The organism is Streptomyces sp. NBC_01478 (genome assembly GCF_036227225.1).
Classification (GTDB): Bacteria; Actinomycetota; Actinomycetes; order Streptomycetales; family Streptomycetaceae; genus Streptomyces.
The window spans coordinates 4805512-4820644 of the sequence record NZ_CP109444.1; the positions used below are offsets into that span (position 1 = coordinate 4805512).

Annotated in this window: 15 protein-coding genes; 6 read left to right on the forward strand and 9 right to left on the reverse strand. The window is 70.4% G+C overall.

The window, feature by feature from the left end; all coding sequences use genetic code 11:
• Positions 1 to 86 precede the first annotated feature (86 nt).
• Positions 87 to 1544 carry an LCP family protein gene (locus OG223_RS21515; RefSeq protein ID WP_329250981.1) on the forward strand — a complete coding sequence of 486 codons (1458 nt, stop codon included), beginning with the start codon at positions 87 to 89 and terminating at the stop codon, positions 1542 to 1544.
• Positions 1545 to 1559: 15 nt separating this feature from the next.
• Here OG223_RS21515 and OG223_RS21520 read toward each other — a convergent pair whose 3' ends face one another.
• Positions 1560 to 2084: an acyl-CoA thioesterase gene (locus OG223_RS21520; protein ID WP_329250986.1), complete on the reverse strand. Its 525-nt coding sequence runs from the start codon at positions 2082 to 2084 to the stop codon at positions 1560 to 1562.
• Between the two features lie 120 nt (positions 2085 to 2204).
• Here OG223_RS21520 and OG223_RS21525 point away from each other — a divergent pair, with 120 nt between their 5' ends.
• The gene (locus OG223_RS21525) at positions 2205 to 3494 is read left to right on the forward strand and encodes an LCP family protein (RefSeq protein WP_329250988.1); all 1290 of its coding nucleotides are present in this window, start codon (positions 2205 to 2207) and stop codon (positions 3492 to 3494) included.
• Between the two features lie 59 nt (positions 3495 to 3553).
• Here OG223_RS21525 and OG223_RS21530 read toward each other — a convergent pair whose 3' ends face one another.
• Positions 3554 to 4711: an acyl-CoA dehydrogenase gene (locus OG223_RS21530; RefSeq protein ID WP_043686057.1), complete on the reverse strand. Its 1158-nt coding sequence runs from the start codon at positions 4709 to 4711 to the stop codon at positions 3554 to 3556.
• Between the two features lie 178 nt (positions 4712 to 4889).
• Between OG223_RS21530 and OG223_RS21535 the strand changes: the two genes are divergently transcribed.
• Positions 4890 to 6233 carry a UDP-glucose dehydrogenase family protein gene (locus tag OG223_RS21535; RefSeq protein ID WP_329250991.1) on the forward strand — a complete coding sequence of 448 codons (1344 nt, stop codon included), beginning with the start codon at positions 4890 to 4892 and terminating at the stop codon, positions 6231 to 6233.
• A gap of 372 nt (positions 6234 to 6605) precedes the next feature.
• Here the strand turns inward: OG223_RS21535 and OG223_RS21540 are convergent, their stop codons facing one another.
• The gene (locus OG223_RS21540) at positions 6606 to 7106 is read right to left on the reverse strand and encodes a CGNR zinc finger domain-containing protein (RefSeq protein WP_329250993.1); all 501 of its coding nucleotides are present in this window, start codon (positions 7104 to 7106) and stop codon (positions 6606 to 6608) included.
• A gap of 94 nt (positions 7107 to 7200) precedes the next feature.
• On the opposite strand from OG223_RS21540, the gene OG223_RS21545 reads away from it, so the two are divergent.
• Together OG223_RS21545 and OG223_RS21550 are read left to right on the forward strand one after the other, a co-directional pair.
• Entirely contained in the window at positions 7201 to 7560 is a 360-nt protein-coding gene (locus tag OG223_RS21545; RefSeq protein ID WP_329250995.1) for a VOC family protein, read from the forward strand.
• Between the two features lie 29 nt (positions 7561 to 7589).
• Positions 7590 to 7973: a VOC family protein gene (locus OG223_RS21550; protein WP_329250998.1), complete on the forward strand. Its 384-nt coding sequence runs from the start codon at positions 7590 to 7592 to the stop codon at positions 7971 to 7973.
• Positions 7974 to 7983: 10 nt separating this feature from the next.
• Here the strand turns inward: OG223_RS21550 and OG223_RS21555 are convergent, their stop codons facing one another.
• The 4 genes from OG223_RS21555 to OG223_RS21570 all read right to left on the reverse strand — a co-directional run bounded on the left by OG223_RS21555 (position 7984) and on the right by OG223_RS21570 (position 12119).
• On the reverse strand, positions 7984 to 9126 hold the full coding sequence (locus OG223_RS21555) for a dipeptidase (RefSeq protein ID WP_329251000.1): 1143 nt from the start codon (positions 9124 to 9126) through the stop codon (positions 7984 to 7986).
• A 130-nt stretch (positions 9127 to 9256) separates the two neighbouring features.
• Positions 9257 to 10435: a dipeptidase gene (locus OG223_RS21560; protein ID WP_329251002.1), complete on the reverse strand. Its 1179-nt coding sequence runs from the start codon at positions 10433 to 10435 to the stop codon at positions 9257 to 9259.
• 5 nt (positions 10436 to 10440) lie between these two features.
• Positions 10441 to 10983: a 5-(carboxyamino)imidazole ribonucleotide mutase gene (gene purE / locus OG223_RS21565; protein ID WP_329251004.1), complete on the reverse strand. Its 543-nt coding sequence runs from the start codon at positions 10981 to 10983 to the stop codon at positions 10441 to 10443.
• The gene (locus OG223_RS21570; RefSeq protein WP_329251006.1) at positions 10980 to 12119 is read right to left on the reverse strand and encodes a 5-(carboxyamino)imidazole ribonucleotide synthase; all 1140 of its coding nucleotides are present in this window, start codon (positions 12117 to 12119) and stop codon (positions 10980 to 10982) included. Before OG223_RS21570 ends, purE begins: the two co-directional genes overlap by 4 nt.
• 163 nt (positions 12120 to 12282) lie before the next feature.
• Between OG223_RS21570 and OG223_RS21575 the strand changes: the two genes are divergently transcribed.
• Positions 12283 to 12813, forward strand: a complete 531-nt coding sequence (locus OG223_RS21575; protein WP_329251008.1) for a GtrA family protein — start codon at positions 12283 to 12285, stop codon at positions 12811 to 12813.
• Positions 12814 to 12830: 17 nt separating this feature from the next.
• Here OG223_RS21575 and OG223_RS21580 read toward each other — a convergent pair whose 3' ends face one another.
• Together OG223_RS21580 and OG223_RS21585 are read right to left on the reverse strand one after the other, a co-directional pair.
• A complete protein-coding gene (locus OG223_RS21580; protein ID WP_329251011.1) occupies positions 12831 to 14108 on the reverse strand; it encodes an ATP-binding protein in 1278 nt (425 codons plus the stop codon).
• Positions 14109 to 14242: 134 nt separating this feature from the next.
• The gene (locus OG223_RS21585; protein WP_174447603.1) at positions 14243 to 14920 is read right to left on the reverse strand and encodes a response regulator transcription factor; all 678 of its coding nucleotides are present in this window, start codon (positions 14918 to 14920) and stop codon (positions 14243 to 14245) included.
• Positions 14921 to 15133 lie beyond the last annotated feature (213 nt).

A 15133-nucleotide genomic window follows, 5' to 3' on the forward strand; every position in this document is an offset into this window, starting at 1 on the left:
CCCGCCCGGGCGGCTGCGGTGGTATCAGATCGTATGGGCCTACGGTGCTCAAGATCCCACGTTCGGCCCTCGCGGAGGTGTCCCCCATGCCCACGCCGCCCCGCCGCTCCCCCGCCGCCCGTCCCCCTCAGCGCCGCCCACGGCCCCCCGTACGACCGAAGAAGAAGCCGCGCTGGGCCATGCGGGCGGCGACCACGCTGTCCGTGGTGGTGCTCGCGTCCGCCGGGATCGGGCACGCGGTGGTCACCAGCCTCGACGCGGACATCGCCCGCGTCGACCCCTTCAAGGACATGAAGAACCGCCCGCGCGCGGGCCACGGCATGAACGTCCTGCTCGTCGGCACCGACGGCCGCGACAAGATCACCGAGGCGGAGCGGCACAAGTACCACCTCGGCGGCGCGCCCTGCCACTGCACCGACACGATCATGATCGTGCACATCTCGGAGGACCGGGAGCGGGCCAGTGTGGTCAGCCTCCCGCGCGACTCCTACGCCGAGACGCCCCCGCACGTCGACCAGACCACCGGCGAGCACCACGGCCCGCACCCGATCAAGATCAACGCGGCGTACGCGGAGGGCGGCCCGAACCTCACCGTGCGGACCGTCGAGAGCATGACCCACGTGAAGATCGACCACTACCTGGAGGTCGACTTCACCAGCTTCATGAGCACGGTCGACGTCCTCGGCGGCGTGAAGATCTGCACCGCCGAGCCGCTCAAGGACTCGTACACGGGTCTCGATCTGCCCGCCGGCTCGCACACGCTGATGGGCGGTCAGGCCCTGCAGTACGTCCGCTCGCGGCACGTCGACGGCGCCTCCGACCTCGGCCGGATGAAGCGCCAGCAGCGTTTCCTGGCGGCGCTGATCGACCAGGCCACCTCCTCCGGGGTGCTGCTGAACCCGCTGAAGTTCCGTGACGTGACCCGCGCGGTCCTCGGCTCGGTCCGCGCGGACAAGGGCTTCGGCACCGACGAACTCCTCGACCTCGGGCGGGCGATGCGCAGCTTCTCGCCCTCGTCCTCCGAGTTCACCACCGTGCCGATCGGGCAGATGGGGTACGTCGTGAAGGGCATCGGCTCCACGCTGAAGTGGGACGAGCCGAAGGCGGCGAAGCTCTTCCAGGCCCTGCGCGACGACAAGCCGCTGGCCGTGCGCCGGGCGCCGCACGCGAACGCCGTGAAGGTGGACGTGGCCCCGCAGCAGATCCGGGTCCAGGTGGAGAACGGGACGGCGACGGGCGGTCTCGGCAAGCGCGTGGACGCGGCCCTCGCGGCGACCGGCTTCCGCACGACGCACCTGCCGGCTAGCGCCGCCGACCACGCCGTACGACGGACCGTCGTGGCCTACGACCCCCGCTGGGACCGGTCCGCGAAATCGCTCGCGGCGGCGCTGCCCGGGAGCGAACTGCGGGCGGTGAAGGGGCAGGGGCCGGTGCTGAAGGTGATCGCCGGGAGCGACTTCAAGCAGGTCACGCGGGTGCGGGCGGCCGATGTGCAGCAGGGCGAGTTCGGGGTGGTGACCGGGGACGAGGTCGGCTGCGCCTGACCGCGTGGCGGCGGGTCAGTCGTCGAGGCCCTCCGCCGCCCGCTTCTCGCGCAGCTCCATGATCGCGCGGCGGCGGGCCAGGCGGTGGGTGCGGCGGATCTGGGCCTCCTGGTAGCGGCGCTCGTCGCGCTCGGTCTCCGGGAGGACCGGCGGCACCGCGCGGGGCTTGCCGTCGGCGTCGACGGCGGCGAAGACGAGATACGCGGAGCCGACCTGGGTGGCCGGGGTCGACTCGTTCCACCGCTCGGCCAGGACCCGTACGCCGACCTCCATGGAGCTCCGCCCGGTCCAGTTGACCTGCGCCTTCACATGGACGAGGTCGCCGACGCGGACCGGTTCCAGGAACGCCATCTCGTCCATCGACGCGGTGACGGCCGGCCCGCCGCTGTGCCGCCCGGCGACGGCGCCCGCCGCGTCGTCGACCAGCTTCATGATCACACCGCCGTGCACCGTGCCGAGCAGGTTCGTGTCGGCGTTGGTCATGATGTGGCTGAGCGTGGTCCGGGAGGCGGACGTCGGCTTGCCCGGCAGCTCTGTCATGGACGCCACCCTATGCCGGGGTGGACATCTGCGGACTTTGTGTTGGCTTCGCAACAGCAGTGCCCTGATTTTCCTACGACCCTTGTATTGGGCATGGTCGCAACCTGCACACTGGGCCCCATGAACGATTGGCCCGAGGGATGGTCCGGCGGCAACCGCGGCAACGAGTACGGACGCGGTAGCGCGAACGCACAGCCGGAGAGCGCACGTGTGATGCGTCAGGTACGACGCGGCCCGCAGGCCCCGCCGTACGGCGCCGGAGTCCCGCCGCAGCCGTCGTACACGGGCGGCCAGGGCTACGACGAGGGCCAGAACGGCTACGGCCAGGGTGGCTACGACAACGGCTACGACGGCTACAACACCGGCCAGGTCTACGGCGGCGGTGGGCCGGGCGGACCCGAGGGCCCGGACGGCGGGCGGGGTCCCCGGCGCGCGCCGAACTGGCGCCGTCGTATCAAGTGGACCGCGATCACCCTGGTCACCTTGCTGGTCGTGACGTCGGTGGCGACCTACTTCTGGGCCGACTCCAAGCTGAACCGTGACGTCGACCTGTCGAAGGTGATCGACCGGCCGGCGGCGGGCGACGGCACGAACTACCTGATCGTCGGGTCCGACAGCCGCGAGGGCCTGACCGCCGCCGAGAAGAAGAAGCTGCACACCGGTTCCGCCGCGGGCAAGCGCACCGACTCGATGATGATCCTGCACGTGGGCGACAGCGGCGACACGCTGATCTCGCTGCCGCGCGACTCGAACGTCACGATCCCGAAGTTCCAGGGCTCCGAGTCCGGCAAGATCAAGGGTCCGCTCGGCACGAACAAGCTCAACGCGGCCTACGCTATAGACGGAGCGACACTCCTCGTCCGCACGGTCGAGTACAACATGGGCCTGCACATCGACCACTACGTCGAGATCGGCTTCAACGGCTTCGCGGACATCGTGGACGCGGTCGGCGGGGTCACCATCGACATCGACAAGGGCTTCAAGGACTCGTACTCGGGCGCCGACTTCAAGGCGGGCAAGCAGACGCTGAACGGCGAGGAGGCGCTGGCCTTCGTCCGGACCCGGCACGCGTTCGCCGCCTCCGACCTCCAGCGGACGAAGAACCAGCAGAAGTTCCTGTCGGCCCTGGCCCACCAGGTGGCGACCCCGGGGACCCTGCTGAACCCCTTCAAGCTCTACCCGACCCTCGGCGCCGGTTTGGACTCGCTAAGCGTCGACAAGGACATGTCACTCTGGGACCTGGCGTCCATGTTCTGGGCGATGAAGGGCGTCAGCGGCGGCGACGGCACCTCGATGAACATGCCGATCTCCGGCTCCACCGGCGGCAACCTCGTGTGGGACAAGGCGAAGGTGAAGACGCTGGTGAACGAGCTGAACAACGACCAGAAGGTCACGGTCTCCGGCAACTGACGCGACCGGTGACATGAAGAAGGGGGCCCTTGTCCAAGGGCCCCCTTCTTCGCTTGCCGTTACGGCAGGTTCCGCGCCATCACGATGCGCTGGACCTGGTTGGTGCCCTCGTAGATCTGCGTGATCTTCGCGTCGCGCATCATCCGCTCGACCGGGTAGTCGCGGGTGTAGCCGTAGCCGCCGAGGAGCTGGACCGCGTCGACGGTGACCTCCATCGCCACGTCCGAGGCGAAGCACTTGGCCGCCGCGCCCTGGAAGGTGAGGTTCTTGTCGCCGCGCTCCGAGGCCGCCGCTGCCTGGTAGGTGAGGGCGCGGGCCGCCTCGATCTTCATGGCCATGTCGGCGAGCATGAACTGGATGCCCTGGAAGTCGGCGATCGGCTTGCCGAACTGCTTGCGTTCCTTGACGTAGCCCTTGGCGTAGTCGAGGGCGCCCTGGGCGATGCCGAGGGCCTGGGCCGCGATGGTGATGCGGGTGTGGTCCAGGGTCTTCATCGCCGTGGCGAAGCCGGTGCCCTCGGCGCCGATCATGCGGTCGGCGGGGATGCGGACGTTGTCGAGGTAGACCTCGCGGGTCGGGGAGCCCTTGATGCCGAGCTTCTTCTCCGGGGCGCCGAAGGAGACACCCTCGTCGGACTTCTCGACGACGAACGCCGAGATGCCCTTGGAGCGCTTCTCGGGGTCCGTCACCGCCATCACCGTGTAGTACTCGGAGACGCCCGCGTTCGTGATCCAGCGCTTCACGCCGTTCAGGACGTAGTGGTCGCCGTCGCGGACCGCCTTCGTCTTCATGCCGGCCGCGTCCGAGCCCGCGTCCGGCTCGGAGAGGGCGTACGAGAACATCGCGTCGCCCTTGGCGAGCGGGGTCATGTACTTCTTCTTCAGGTCCTCGGAACCCGAGAGGATCACCGGGAGCGAGCCCAGCTTGTTCACCGCGGGGATGAGGGAGGAGGACGCGCAGACGCGGGCCACCTCCTCGATCACGATCACCGTGGCCAGCGCGTCCGCGCCGGTGCCGCCGTACTCCTCGGGTACGTGGACGGCGTGCAGGTCGTTCGCGACGAGGGCGTCCAGGGCCTCCTGCGGGAAGCGTGACTCCTCGTCCACCGCTGCGGCGTACGGCGCGATCTTCGCCTCGGCCAGTGAGCGGATCGCGTCGCGGAGCATGTCGTGCTCCTCTGACGGGCGGTACAGGTCGAAGTCAGCCGATCCGGCCAAGGTCTCTCACGCTCCAAGGACGCTGTGATGACGGTGCTAATTACTGTTAAGTAACCCAAATTTTAGGGGCCCGCCCACGGGAGGGATACGTGAGCTTGGCGACAGGGGGAAAGTTGCCCGTCAGGACGTCCGACTATGCTCGGGCGCGCATCGCCCGCGGACACCTTCTGGAGCATTCATGGCCCTCAAGATCACAGTGATCGGCACCGGCTACCTGGGCGCCACGCACGCCGCGGCCATGGCCGAACTGGGCTTCGAGGTGCTGGGTCTCGACGTCGTACCCGAGAAGATCGCGATGCTCCAGCGGGGTGAGGTCCCGATGTACGAACCGGGGCTCGAAGAGCTGCTGCGCAAGCATGTCGCCGGCATCGAGGGCTCCACCGGGCGGCTGCGCTTCACCATGGACTGGGCGGAGGTCGCGGAGTTCGGCGACGTCCACTTCATGTGCACGAACACCCCGCAGAAGCACGGCGAGTACGCCTGCGACATGTCGTACGTCGACCGGGCCTTCGAGCTGCTCGCCCCGCATCTCACCCGCCCCGCGCTCGTGGTCGGCAAGTCCACCGTGCCGGTCGGTTCGGCGGACCGGCTGGCCGCGTATCTCGCCGCGCACGCGCCCGCGGGTGCGGATGCCGAGCTGGCGTGGAACCCGGAGTTCCTGCGGGAGGGCCTGGCCGTCGAGGACACGTTGCAACCGGACCGGATCGTGGTCGGAGTGCGGAGCGAGCGGGCCGAGAGGCTGTTGCGCGAGGTGTATGCCGTGCCGGTCGGGGCCGGGTCGCCGTTCGTGGTGACCGACTTCCCGACCGCCGAGCTGGTGAAGACGGCCGCGAACTCCTTCCTCGCCACGAAGATCTCCTTCATCAACGCGATGGCCGAGGTGTGCGAGGCCGCGGACGGCGATGTCGTGAAGCTGGCCGAGGCGATCGGGCACGACGAGCGGATCGGGAAGAAGTTCCTGCGGGCCGGGATCGGCTTCGGCGGGGGCTGCCTCCCGAAGGACATCCGGGCCTTCATGGCGCGCGCCGGTGAGCTGGGCGCCGACCAGGCGCTGACCTTCCTGCGCGAGATCGACTCCATCAACATGCGGCGGCGTGGGCAGATGGTCGAGATGGCGCGCGAGGCGCTCGGCGGCGGGTCCTTCCTGGGCAAGCGGGTCGCCGTGCTCGGCGCGGCCTTCAAGCCCGACTCGGACGACGTGCGCGACTCCCCCGCACTGAACGTCGCCGGCCAGATCCACCTCCAGGGCGGCCAGGTCACCGTCTACGACCCGAAGGGCATGGACAACGCCCGGCGGCTGTTCCCGACGCTCGGGTACGCCGACACCGCCGTGGAGGCCGTGCGGGGCGCCGATGTCGTCCTGCACCTGACGGAGTGGCGGGAGTTCCGCGAGCTGGACCCGGCGGCGCTCGGCGAGGCCGTACGCGCCCGGGTGGTCCTGGACGGGCGGAACGCGCTCGACCCGACGCTGTGGCGGAAGGCCGGCTGGACGTTCCGCGCGATGGGCCGGCCCACGGCATAACGCACGGCCGGGCGGACGACGACGTCGATCCGCGCCCGAGCCCAGCCGGTGGGCCGTCGTAGCCCATACCCACGGTCGGGCGGTTGGCACCACGCCGGCCGAGGCTGGGTCGGTGGGCCGAGCCGCCGCACAACGCACAGTCGGCCGGACGACACCGGTCCGTGGGTCGTCCTGGCGTGTCGCGCGCGGCTGGGCAGATGGCGCCGGTCCGGACGATGGCCGCCCCGGGGACCCGTCCCGCCTCATCACGCGCGAGCAGACGGGCGACGCCGGTCCGGCCGAGGCTCAGTCGGCCGGACCGGCGTCTGGCTGCATTCTGCACCACTGGGCTGTACTCGGCGCCGGGACCGCCCAAGTCGCCTTCCGTAAGGGCTACTTGGCCCGGTAACGCCGCATCTTCGCGCGCGCCCCGCACACCGCCATCGAGCACCAGCGGCCCCGGCCCGCCGGGCTGCGGTCGTAGTACGCCCAGTGGCAGGTCGGTGCCTCGCACGCCTTGAGGCGGGGCCAGGTGCCTGCAACGAGGGCCTGGGCGATCGCCGCCGCGACGCGGGAGAGCAGGGGTTCCGGGTCGGCTGGGGTGAGGTGGGCAGAGCCGTCGTCGGCGTCGAGCGCGATCAACAGCGGGGCGCGCGCGAGAAGTTGGCCGAGCGGGGTCACGTCCTGGTGCGCGGGGTGGCCCGCGTGGGCGAGCAGGGTGGCGCGCAGGGACTCGCGCAGCTCGCGGGCGGGCGGGACCTGGTGCGCCGTGAGTCCGAAGGGGGCACGGCCGTCCTCCGTGTCGAGTGCGTCGACGCCCGCCTCGATGTCCAGCGTGTTGACCAGGGCCTCGATCAGGGCCAGGTCGCCGGGCGCGGGAACTCTCTCACTCATGCTTGCGACGTTACCTCCAATGCGGGAGCATGCAGTAACTGCGTTACCTGCTAACGCCATATACAGGTAACCAGGCAACTAGGAGGAGTCCGTCATGGCCATCGCCAAGCTGGGTGCCGTCGTCCTGGACTGTCCCGACCCCCGCGCGCTCGCCGGTTTCTACGCCGGGCTCCTGGGCGGCACCGTGGACGGCGAGGGCGACTGGGTGGACCTGAGAGTGCCCGGCGGGCAGTCGCTGGCGTTCCAGGAGGCACCGGGGCACGTACCGCCGAAGTGGCCCGCGTCCGGCGACTCCCAGCAGTTCCATCTCGACCTGACCGTCGAGGACCTGGACGCGGCCGAGAAGGGCGTCCTGGCGCTGGGCGCGAGGCCGCTGGACACCGAGGACCGCTCGCGTGCCTGGCGTGTGTACGCCGACCCGGCGGGGCACCCGTTCTGCCTCTGCGCCTGCTGACGTCAATCCCGGAGATTCTGGAGGTCACCATGTCCGCCGTCGCCCGTTTCCGTTCCACCGTGATCGACTGCCCCGACCCGCTCGCGCTCGCCGCGTTCTACGCCGGGATCCTGGGCGGCACCCCCCGCGCCGCCGACGACGAGTGGGTGGTCCTCGACATCCCGGCCGGGCCCCGGATCGCCTTCCAGCGGGTGGAGGGATACGTCCCGCCCGAGTGGCCGCGCGCGGACCGGCCGCAGCAGTTCCACCTCGACTTCGACGCCGGGTCGACCTGGGCGGAGATCGAGGCGGCGGAGAGTGCCGTACTGGCGCTCGGCGCGCGGGAGTTGGAGCGGCAGGACAAGGAGGACTTCCGGGTGTACGCCGATCCGGCAGGGCATCCCTTCTGCCTCTGCCGGATCGACCACCCGTAGCACCGCTTGTTCAGCCGTCCAGTTCCGCGATCTTCGCCGTCGACGGGTCGCGGCGCTGCTGCGCGGCGCGGGCCGTGAAGTCGGCGCTGCGCAGGGCGCGTTGGACGTTGCCCCAACTGAGCAGGGCGAGGTCGGGCTCGGACCAGCCGCGGTGCAGGAGCTCGGCGACGAGGTTCGGGTAGCAGGAGGCGTCGGCGAGGTCCTGCGGGTGGGCGGTGCCGGCGTCGTAGGTGCCGGACAGGGCGACGCACTCACGGCCCGCGACCCGGTGGACGTGGTCGAGGTGGTCGGCGACGTCCCGGACGGACGGGCCGGTCTGCTCGGCCGTGAGCGGCACCATGCACAGGCCCTTGGCGGCGCCGACCGCGGCGAGGAGCTCGTCGGAGAGGTTCGCCGGGTGCGGGCGCAGCGTGCGGGCGGCGGAGCGGGTGAACAGCACCGGCGCCTTGGAGACCGCCAGCGTGCGGCGGACCGTGCCGTCGGAGGCGCCGGAGAGGTCGGCGAGCACGCCGAGCCGGTTCATCTCGCGCACGACCTCCTCGCCGAACCGGGTCAGCCCGGCCTCGCTCGCCCAGGACACCCCGGACAGCGTGAGGACCCGCAGTCCCAGCGCGTGCAGCGAGCGCAGGATGCCCAGCGAGTCGCCGAGCGCGGTGGCTCCGGCGGGGCCGAGCAGCACGGCGACACGGCCGCAGTGGCGCACGTCGGTGGTCTCGCCGGCGGTGTACGCCAGCCGCAGGCCCTCGGGGTGGGCGCGGACCACGGTGTTCACGAGGTCGAGCTGCTCCAGGGTGGCGCCGACCGCCCGGTCCCCGGCCAGCCCCTCGGGCAGGTGCAGCGACCAGAACAGCGCGCCGACGTGCCCCTCGCGCAGCCGCGGCACATCGGTGTCCACGGAACTCTCCCCCAGCTCCAGGTCGAACCACGGCAGGTGCCGCAGCGCCCACGGCAGCCCGCTGTAGCCGTCCGCGACCGGGTGCGCGGCGAGGATCGCGTGCGCGCGCTCCAGCGGGGCGGCGGCCGGGTCGGAGACGGGGTCGTACGGTTCCGCGGTGTCCGGCGGGAAGGGCCCGCCGGGAAAGGGCTCGTGGACCAAGTCGTCGAGCTCGCCGACCTCGGTCGTCGCGTGCGGGTGGTCCTGGAGGTCGGCCATGGCGGGCTCCGTACGTCGTTACGGCAGTACGGTCACCGTCGCACGCCCGCGAGGGGGCTTCCTGGTGGGCGGGGCGTTCGGGCTACGGCGCGGGAGTGGGCGCTCCCGCGCCGCGCCGGTCAGCCGTTCCTCAGCCGTCCAGGGACTCGATCGTCGCGTTCGACGGCCCCCGCGTCGCCCGGGTCGCGCGCGCCACGTCCTCCGCCGCGCCCAGCACCCGTACCGCGTTCCGCCAGGTCACCTTGGCCAGGTCGGCCCCGGACCAGCCGCGGTCGAGCAGTTCCGCGATGAGGTTCGGGTAGCCGGAGACGTCGTTCAGGCCGTCGGGGGTGAAGGCCGTGCCGTCGTAGTCGCCGCCGATGCCGAGGTGGTCGACGCCCGCGACCTCGCGCATGTGGTCGAGGTGGTCGGCGACGGTGGAGACGGTCGCGATCGGGCGCGGGTGGAGCTCCTCGAAGGCGCGGTGCACCTTCATCGCCTCTTCGGTGGTCTCCAGGTGGTGCAGGCCGTGCGCGCGCATGTTGTCGTCGGCGGCGGCCGTCCAGTCCACGGCGGCCTGGAGCACGAACTTCGGCACGAACGTCACCATCGCCACACCGCCGTTGGCGGGCAGCCGCTCCAGCACGTCGTCGGGGATGTTGCGCGGGTGGTCGCAGACGGCCCGTGCCGACGAGTGCGAGAAGATCACCGGAGCCGTCGACGTGTCCAGCGCGGCGCGCATGGTCGTCGCGGCCACGTGCGAGAGGTCGACGAGCATGCCCTCGCGGTTCATCTCCCGCACGACCTCACGGCCGAACGCCGACAGTCCGCCGACCGCCGGTTCGTCCGTCGCCGAGTCCGCCCACGCCACGTTGTCGTTGTGGGTGAGCGTCATGTAGCGGACACCGAGGGCGTACAACCCCCGTAGCGTGCCGAGGGAGTTGGCGATCGAGTGCCCGCCCTCCGCCCCCATCAACGAGGCGATACGGCCTTCCGCGCGCGCCGCCTCCATGTCCGCGGCGGTCAGCGCGGGCGCCAGGTCCCGGGGGTAGCGGGCGAGCAACTGCCGTACGCAGTCGATCTGTTCGAGCGTCGTCGGCACCGGGTCGGGCAGGTCCGAGCGGACGTACACCGACCAGTACTGCGCGCCGACGCCGCCTTCGCGCAGGCGCGGGATGTCGGTGTGCAGATGCGCGTTCTGGTGGACGGCGATGTCGCGGGCGTCGAGGTCGTAGCCGACCTGCTTGCGCAGGGCCCAGGGCAGGTCGTTGTGCCCGTCGACGACCGGGAACTCGCGGAGCAGGTCCCGCGCTTGCTCCAGTGACGTCATCCCGGTCACTTCCCGAAGCCGAAGCCGCTGCCGCCGGCGCCGCTCTCGACCTTGGCGCGCAGCCGCTTGCCCTTCTCGGTGGCCTGGTCGTTCAGCTCCTGCTGGAACTCCCGCATACGGACGAGGAGTTCCTCGTCGTGGGTGGCCAGGATGCGGGCCGCGAGCAGTCCCGCGTTGCGCGCGCCGGCGACCGAGACGGCGGCGACGGGGACACCGGCCGGCATCTGCACGATGGAGAGCAGCGAGTCCATGCCGTCCAGGTACTTCAGCGGCACGGGGACGCCGATCACCGGCAGCGGGGTCACGGAGGCGAGCATCCCGGGCAGGTGGGCGGCACCGCCCGCACCCGCGATGATCACCTTGAGGCCGCGGCCGTCGGCCTGCTCGCCGTATGTGATCATCTCGCGCGGCATCCGGTGCGCGGAGAGGACATCGACCTCGTACCCGATCTCGAACTCGTCGAGCGCCTTCGCGGCGGCCTCCATGACGGGCCAGTCGGAGTCCGACCCCATGACGATTCCTACGACGGGTCCTGCGACGGGGCTCATTCGGTGATCGTGCCTCTCAGATAGCCGGCTGCGTGACGGGCGCGGTCCAGGACGTCGTCCAGGTCGTCGCCGTAGGTGTTGACGTGGCCCACCTTGCGGCCGGGTTTCACGTCCTTGCCGTACATATGGATCTTCAACTGCGGGTCCCGGGCCATGCAGTGCAGATACGCGGAGTACATGTCCGGGTAGTCGCCGCCCAGCACGTTACACATGACCGTCCAGGGGGCACGTGCGCGTGGATCGCCGAGCGGGAGGTCGAGGACCGCGCGCAGGTGGTTGGCGAACTGGCTGGTGATCGCGCCGTCCTGGGTCCAGTGGCCGGAGTTGTGCGGGCGCATGGCCAGTTCGTTGACGAGGATGCGGCCGTCGGAGGTCTGGAACAGCTCGACGGCGAGATGGCCGACGACCCCGAGCTCCTTGGCGATGCGCAGCGCCATCTCCTCGGCGCGCAGGGCGAGGGACTCGTCGAGGTCGGGGGCGGGCGCGATGACCGTGTCACAGACGCCGCCCACCTGCTGGGACTCGACGACCGGGTAGGCGACGGCCTGGCCGTGCGGGGAGCGTACGACGTTCGCCGCCAGCTCCCGTACGAAGTCGACCTTCTCCTCGGCGAGTACCGGGACGCCGGCCCGGAAGGGGTCTGCGGCCTCCTCTGCCGACTCGACGACCCATACGCCCTTGCCGTCGTAGCCACCGCGGACGGTCTTGAGGACCACGGGGAAACCGTCCCCCTCGGCCGCGAACGCGACCACGTCCGCCGGATCGCTCACGATCCGGTGCCTCGGGCACGGCACGCCGATCTCCATGAGCTTCGCGCGCATCACGCCCTTGTCCTGGGCGTGCACGAGCGCGTCCGGGCCGGGGCGTACGGGGATGCCGTCCGCCTCCAGGGCGCGCAGATGCTCGGTGGGTACGTGTTCGTGATCGAAGGTGATCACATCGCAGCCCCGCGCGAAGTCGCGCAGCGTGTCGAGGTCGCGGTAGTCGCCGATGACGACATCGCCGACGACCTGCGCCGCGGAATCCTGCGGGGTGTCACTCAGAAGCTTGAATTTGATGCCGAGCGGGACGCCCGCCTCGTGTGTCATACGAGCGAGCTGCCCCCCGCCGACCATGCCGACTACCGGGAACGTCACTCCCCCAGGGTATCGGTCACGCCGGGGCGCCCGATTTCCGTGCCTCTTACCGTCCTTTTCCGGGTCTCTTCCCAACCTGTGAGCGGCTTCACGGGCGGCGGGGGAAAGCGGTGGTTAGCATGGCTGGGTCGACGAATCCGAGATGACAGGGGCCTGCACACCGATGGAACGTGGTTCCGAAGGGCCTTTCAAACGGCTCGCGCGCGAGATCGCCAAGTTCGGCGCGGTGGGCGTGGTGGGCACCGTGGTGAACTTCGCGGTCTCCAACCTGCTGTGGCATCTGACCAGCCTGCAGGCCGTGCGCGCCAATGTGATCGCGACGATCGTCGCCATCGGGTGCAACTACGTCGGCTTCCGCTACTTCACCTACCGTGACCGCGACAAGAGCGCCCGCACCAAGGAACTCAGCCTGTTCCTGGCGTTCAGCCTGGTCGGCCTGGTGATCGAGAACGGCGTCCTGTTCGCGGCGATCTACGGCTTCGGCTGGGACAGCTCGCTGCAGCGCAACGTCTTCAAGGTGCTCGGCATCGGCATCGCGACGCTGTTCCGCTTCTGGTCGTACCGGAGCTGGGTCTTCAAGGCGCTGCCTGCCGAGGACGAGGATCTCCCGGAGGCCGGGGCTGCCCCGATCGCGGGCCCCTTCCCTGAGCCCACGCCGGAGCCGCAGCCCCGCCCCAAGCAGCACGTGAGCTGAATCGCCCCCCTTGGGGCTCAGCGGACCGTGGGCTCCTCGTCGTCCACCAGCGCCCGCTTCGCAGGCGGCGTCCGCGACAGGAACAGCCCGAACACCGGCGGCTGCAGTTGCAGCATCTCCAGCCGGCCGCCGTCCGCCTCCGCGAGGTCACGGGCGACCGCGAGACCGATCCCCGTGGAGTTACGACCGCTGATCGTGCGCTCGAAGATCCGGGCGCCGAGGTCGGTCGGCACCCCCGGACCCTCGTCCGTGACTTCTACGACGGCCTGGTTGCCGGTGACGCGGGTGCGCAGGGCGACCGTGCCGCCGCCGTGCATGAGCGAGTTCTCGATCAACGCGGCCAGCACCTGCGCCACCGCCCCCGGCGTACCGACGGCCTGGAGATGCCGCTTGCCCGAGCTGACGATCGCGCGGCCTGAGCTGCGGTAGGCGGGGCGCCACTCGGCGAGCTGCTGCTGGATGACCTCGTCGAGGTCGAAGGCGACGGCGGAGCCGGTACGGGGGTCACGCGCGTTCGTCAGCAGCCGCTCCACGACGTCCGTGAGCCGCTCGACCTGCGTCAGCGCGATCGTCGCCTCCTCCTTCACCGTGTCCGGGTCGTCGGTGAGGGTGATCTCCTCCAGCCGCATGGACAGCGCGGTCAGCGGCGTACGCAACTGATGCGATGCGTCGGCGGCGAGCCTGCGTTCGGCGGTGAGCATGCGGGCGATGCGCTCGGCGGAGGAGTCGAGGACATCGGCGACCCGGTCCAGCTCCGGGACGCTGTACCGCTTGTGCCGGGGGCGCGGGTCACCGGAACCGAGCCGCTCGGCGGTTTCCGCGAGGTCGGTGAGCGGCGAGGCGAGCCGGTTGGCCTGCCGTACGGCGAGCAGGACGGCGGCGACCACGGCGAGCAGCGCGACGGCACCGATGATGAGCAGCGTCCGCCCGACCTCACGGGTGACGGTCGAGCGCGGCTCCATCACGGTGACCGTCTCGCCCTCCTCGCCCTTGGCGGTGGAGCGGATGACGTCACCCGCCGGCTTGGTGCCGACCGCGATCACCGGGTCGCCCGGGATCCGGATCACGGCGTACCGGTCCTCCGTGACCTGCGTGCGCAGCACCTCGGAGTCGACGATCTCCGCCCCGAGAATCCGGCTGTCCACGATGCTGGCCAGCCGGAGCGCCTCGGAATCCACGCGTTCCTGGGCGCTGTTGCTGATCGTGCGCGTCTCGACGATGACGAGGGACACACCGAACACGGCGATGACGACGAGCACCACGGCAAGCGTGGACTGAATAAGACGACGACGCACGGCACTCTCCGAGAAACGGCGACTGTCAGCGCCCCGAAAGGGGCGCGGGGAACGGCGCGACCAGCCCTACACAACGGCCGGTCGCGCACACCACACGAGCCACCCACGGCGCAGGCGCAACGCGCGTAGCCGACCTAGCTCTTTTCGAACCGGAACCCGACACCCCGCACCGTGGCGATGTACCGAGGGTTCGCCGCATCGTCACCGAGCTTCTTCCGCAGCCAGGAGATGTGCATGTCGAGCGTCTTGGTCGACGACCACCACGTCGTGTCCCAGACCTCGCGCATCAACTGGTCGCGCGTGACGACCCGCCCGGCGTCCCGCACGAGAACGCGCAGCAGGTCGAACTCCTTGGCGGTGAGCTGGAGTTCCTCGTCACCCATCCACGCACGGTGTGACTCGACGTCGATCCGCACCCCGTGCGTGGCCGGCGGCTGCGCCGGCTCCGCGGCGCCGCGCCGGAGCAGGGCCCGGACACGGGCGAGCAGTTCGGCGAGCCGGAAGGGTTTGGTGACGTAGTCGTCGGCGCCCGCGTCGAGGCCGACGACGGTGTCCACCTCGTCGGCGCGCGCGGTCAGGATGAGGATCGGGACGGTGTGGCCCTCGGCGCGCAGTCGGCGGGCCACTTCCAGGCCGTCCATGCCGGGCAGGCCCAGGTCCAGGACACACAGGTCGATGCCGCCCTGGATGCCGGCATCGAGGGCGGTAGGTCCGTCCTCGCGCACCTCGACCTCGTAACCTTCCCGTCGCAAAGCGCGGGCCAGCGGCTCCGAGATGGACGCGTCGTCCTCGGCGAGCAGTACACGGGTCATGAGGTGATGGTAGTCCGCCTCGGACAGCGGTCGAGGTGTGATCGCCGCGAGTGATTCTTACCTTTGGGCAAGTCGGATTCGCGGCCGTGAAGAATCTGGTCCGAACCTGTGCCTGTGGGATGTGATCCTTGTATTCACCTTAGAAAAGTCGGCCGCGGTTCCACTTCTTCCTGTGATCGATGTCTCAAGTCCTTCCATATCCGGCAGTGTCCT

Bases quoted from the DNA above. Each gene is read 5' to 3' on its own strand.
- OG223_RS21515 (WP_329250981.1), top strand. From the start codon at position 87: ATGCCCACGCCGCCCCGCCGCTCCCCCGCCGCCCGTCCCCCTCAGCGC.
- OG223_RS21520 (WP_329250986.1), bottom strand. From the start codon at position 2,084: ATGACAGAGCTGCCGGGCAAGCCGACGTCCGCCTCCCGGACCACGCTC.
- OG223_RS21525 (WP_329250988.1), top strand. From the start codon at position 2,205: ATGAACGATTGGCCCGAGGGATGGTCCGGCGGCAACCGCGGCAACGAG.
- OG223_RS21535 (WP_329250991.1), top strand. From the start codon at position 4,890: ATGGCCCTCAAGATCACAGTGATCGGCACCGGCTACCTGGGCGCCACG.
- OG223_RS21540 (WP_329250993.1), bottom strand. From the start codon at position 7,106: ATGAGTGAGAGAGTTCCCGCGCCCGGCGACCTGGCCCTGATCGAGGCC.
- OG223_RS21545 (WP_329250995.1), top strand. From the start codon at position 7,201: ATGGCCATCGCCAAGCTGGGTGCCGTCGTCCTGGACTGTCCCGACCCC.
- OG223_RS21550 (WP_329250998.1), top strand. From the start codon at position 7,590: ATGTCCGCCGTCGCCCGTTTCCGTTCCACCGTGATCGACTGCCCCGAC.
- OG223_RS21555 (WP_329251000.1), bottom strand. From the start codon at position 9,126: ATGGCCGACCTCCAGGACCACCCGCACGCGACGACCGAGGTCGGCGAG.
- OG223_RS21560 (WP_329251002.1), bottom strand. From the start codon at position 10,435: ATGACGTCACTGGAGCAAGCGCGGGACCTGCTCCGCGAGTTCCCGGTC.
- purE (WP_329251004.1), bottom strand. From the start codon at position 10,983: ATGAGCCCCGTCGCAGGACCCGTCGTAGGAATCGTCATGGGGTCGGAC.
- OG223_RS21575 (WP_329251008.1), top strand. From the start codon at position 12,283: ATGGAACGTGGTTCCGAAGGGCCTTTCAAACGGCTCGCGCGCGAGATC.
- OG223_RS21585 (WP_174447603.1), bottom strand. From the start codon at position 14,920: ATGACCCGTGTACTGCTCGCCGAGGACGACGCGTCCATCTCGGAGCCG.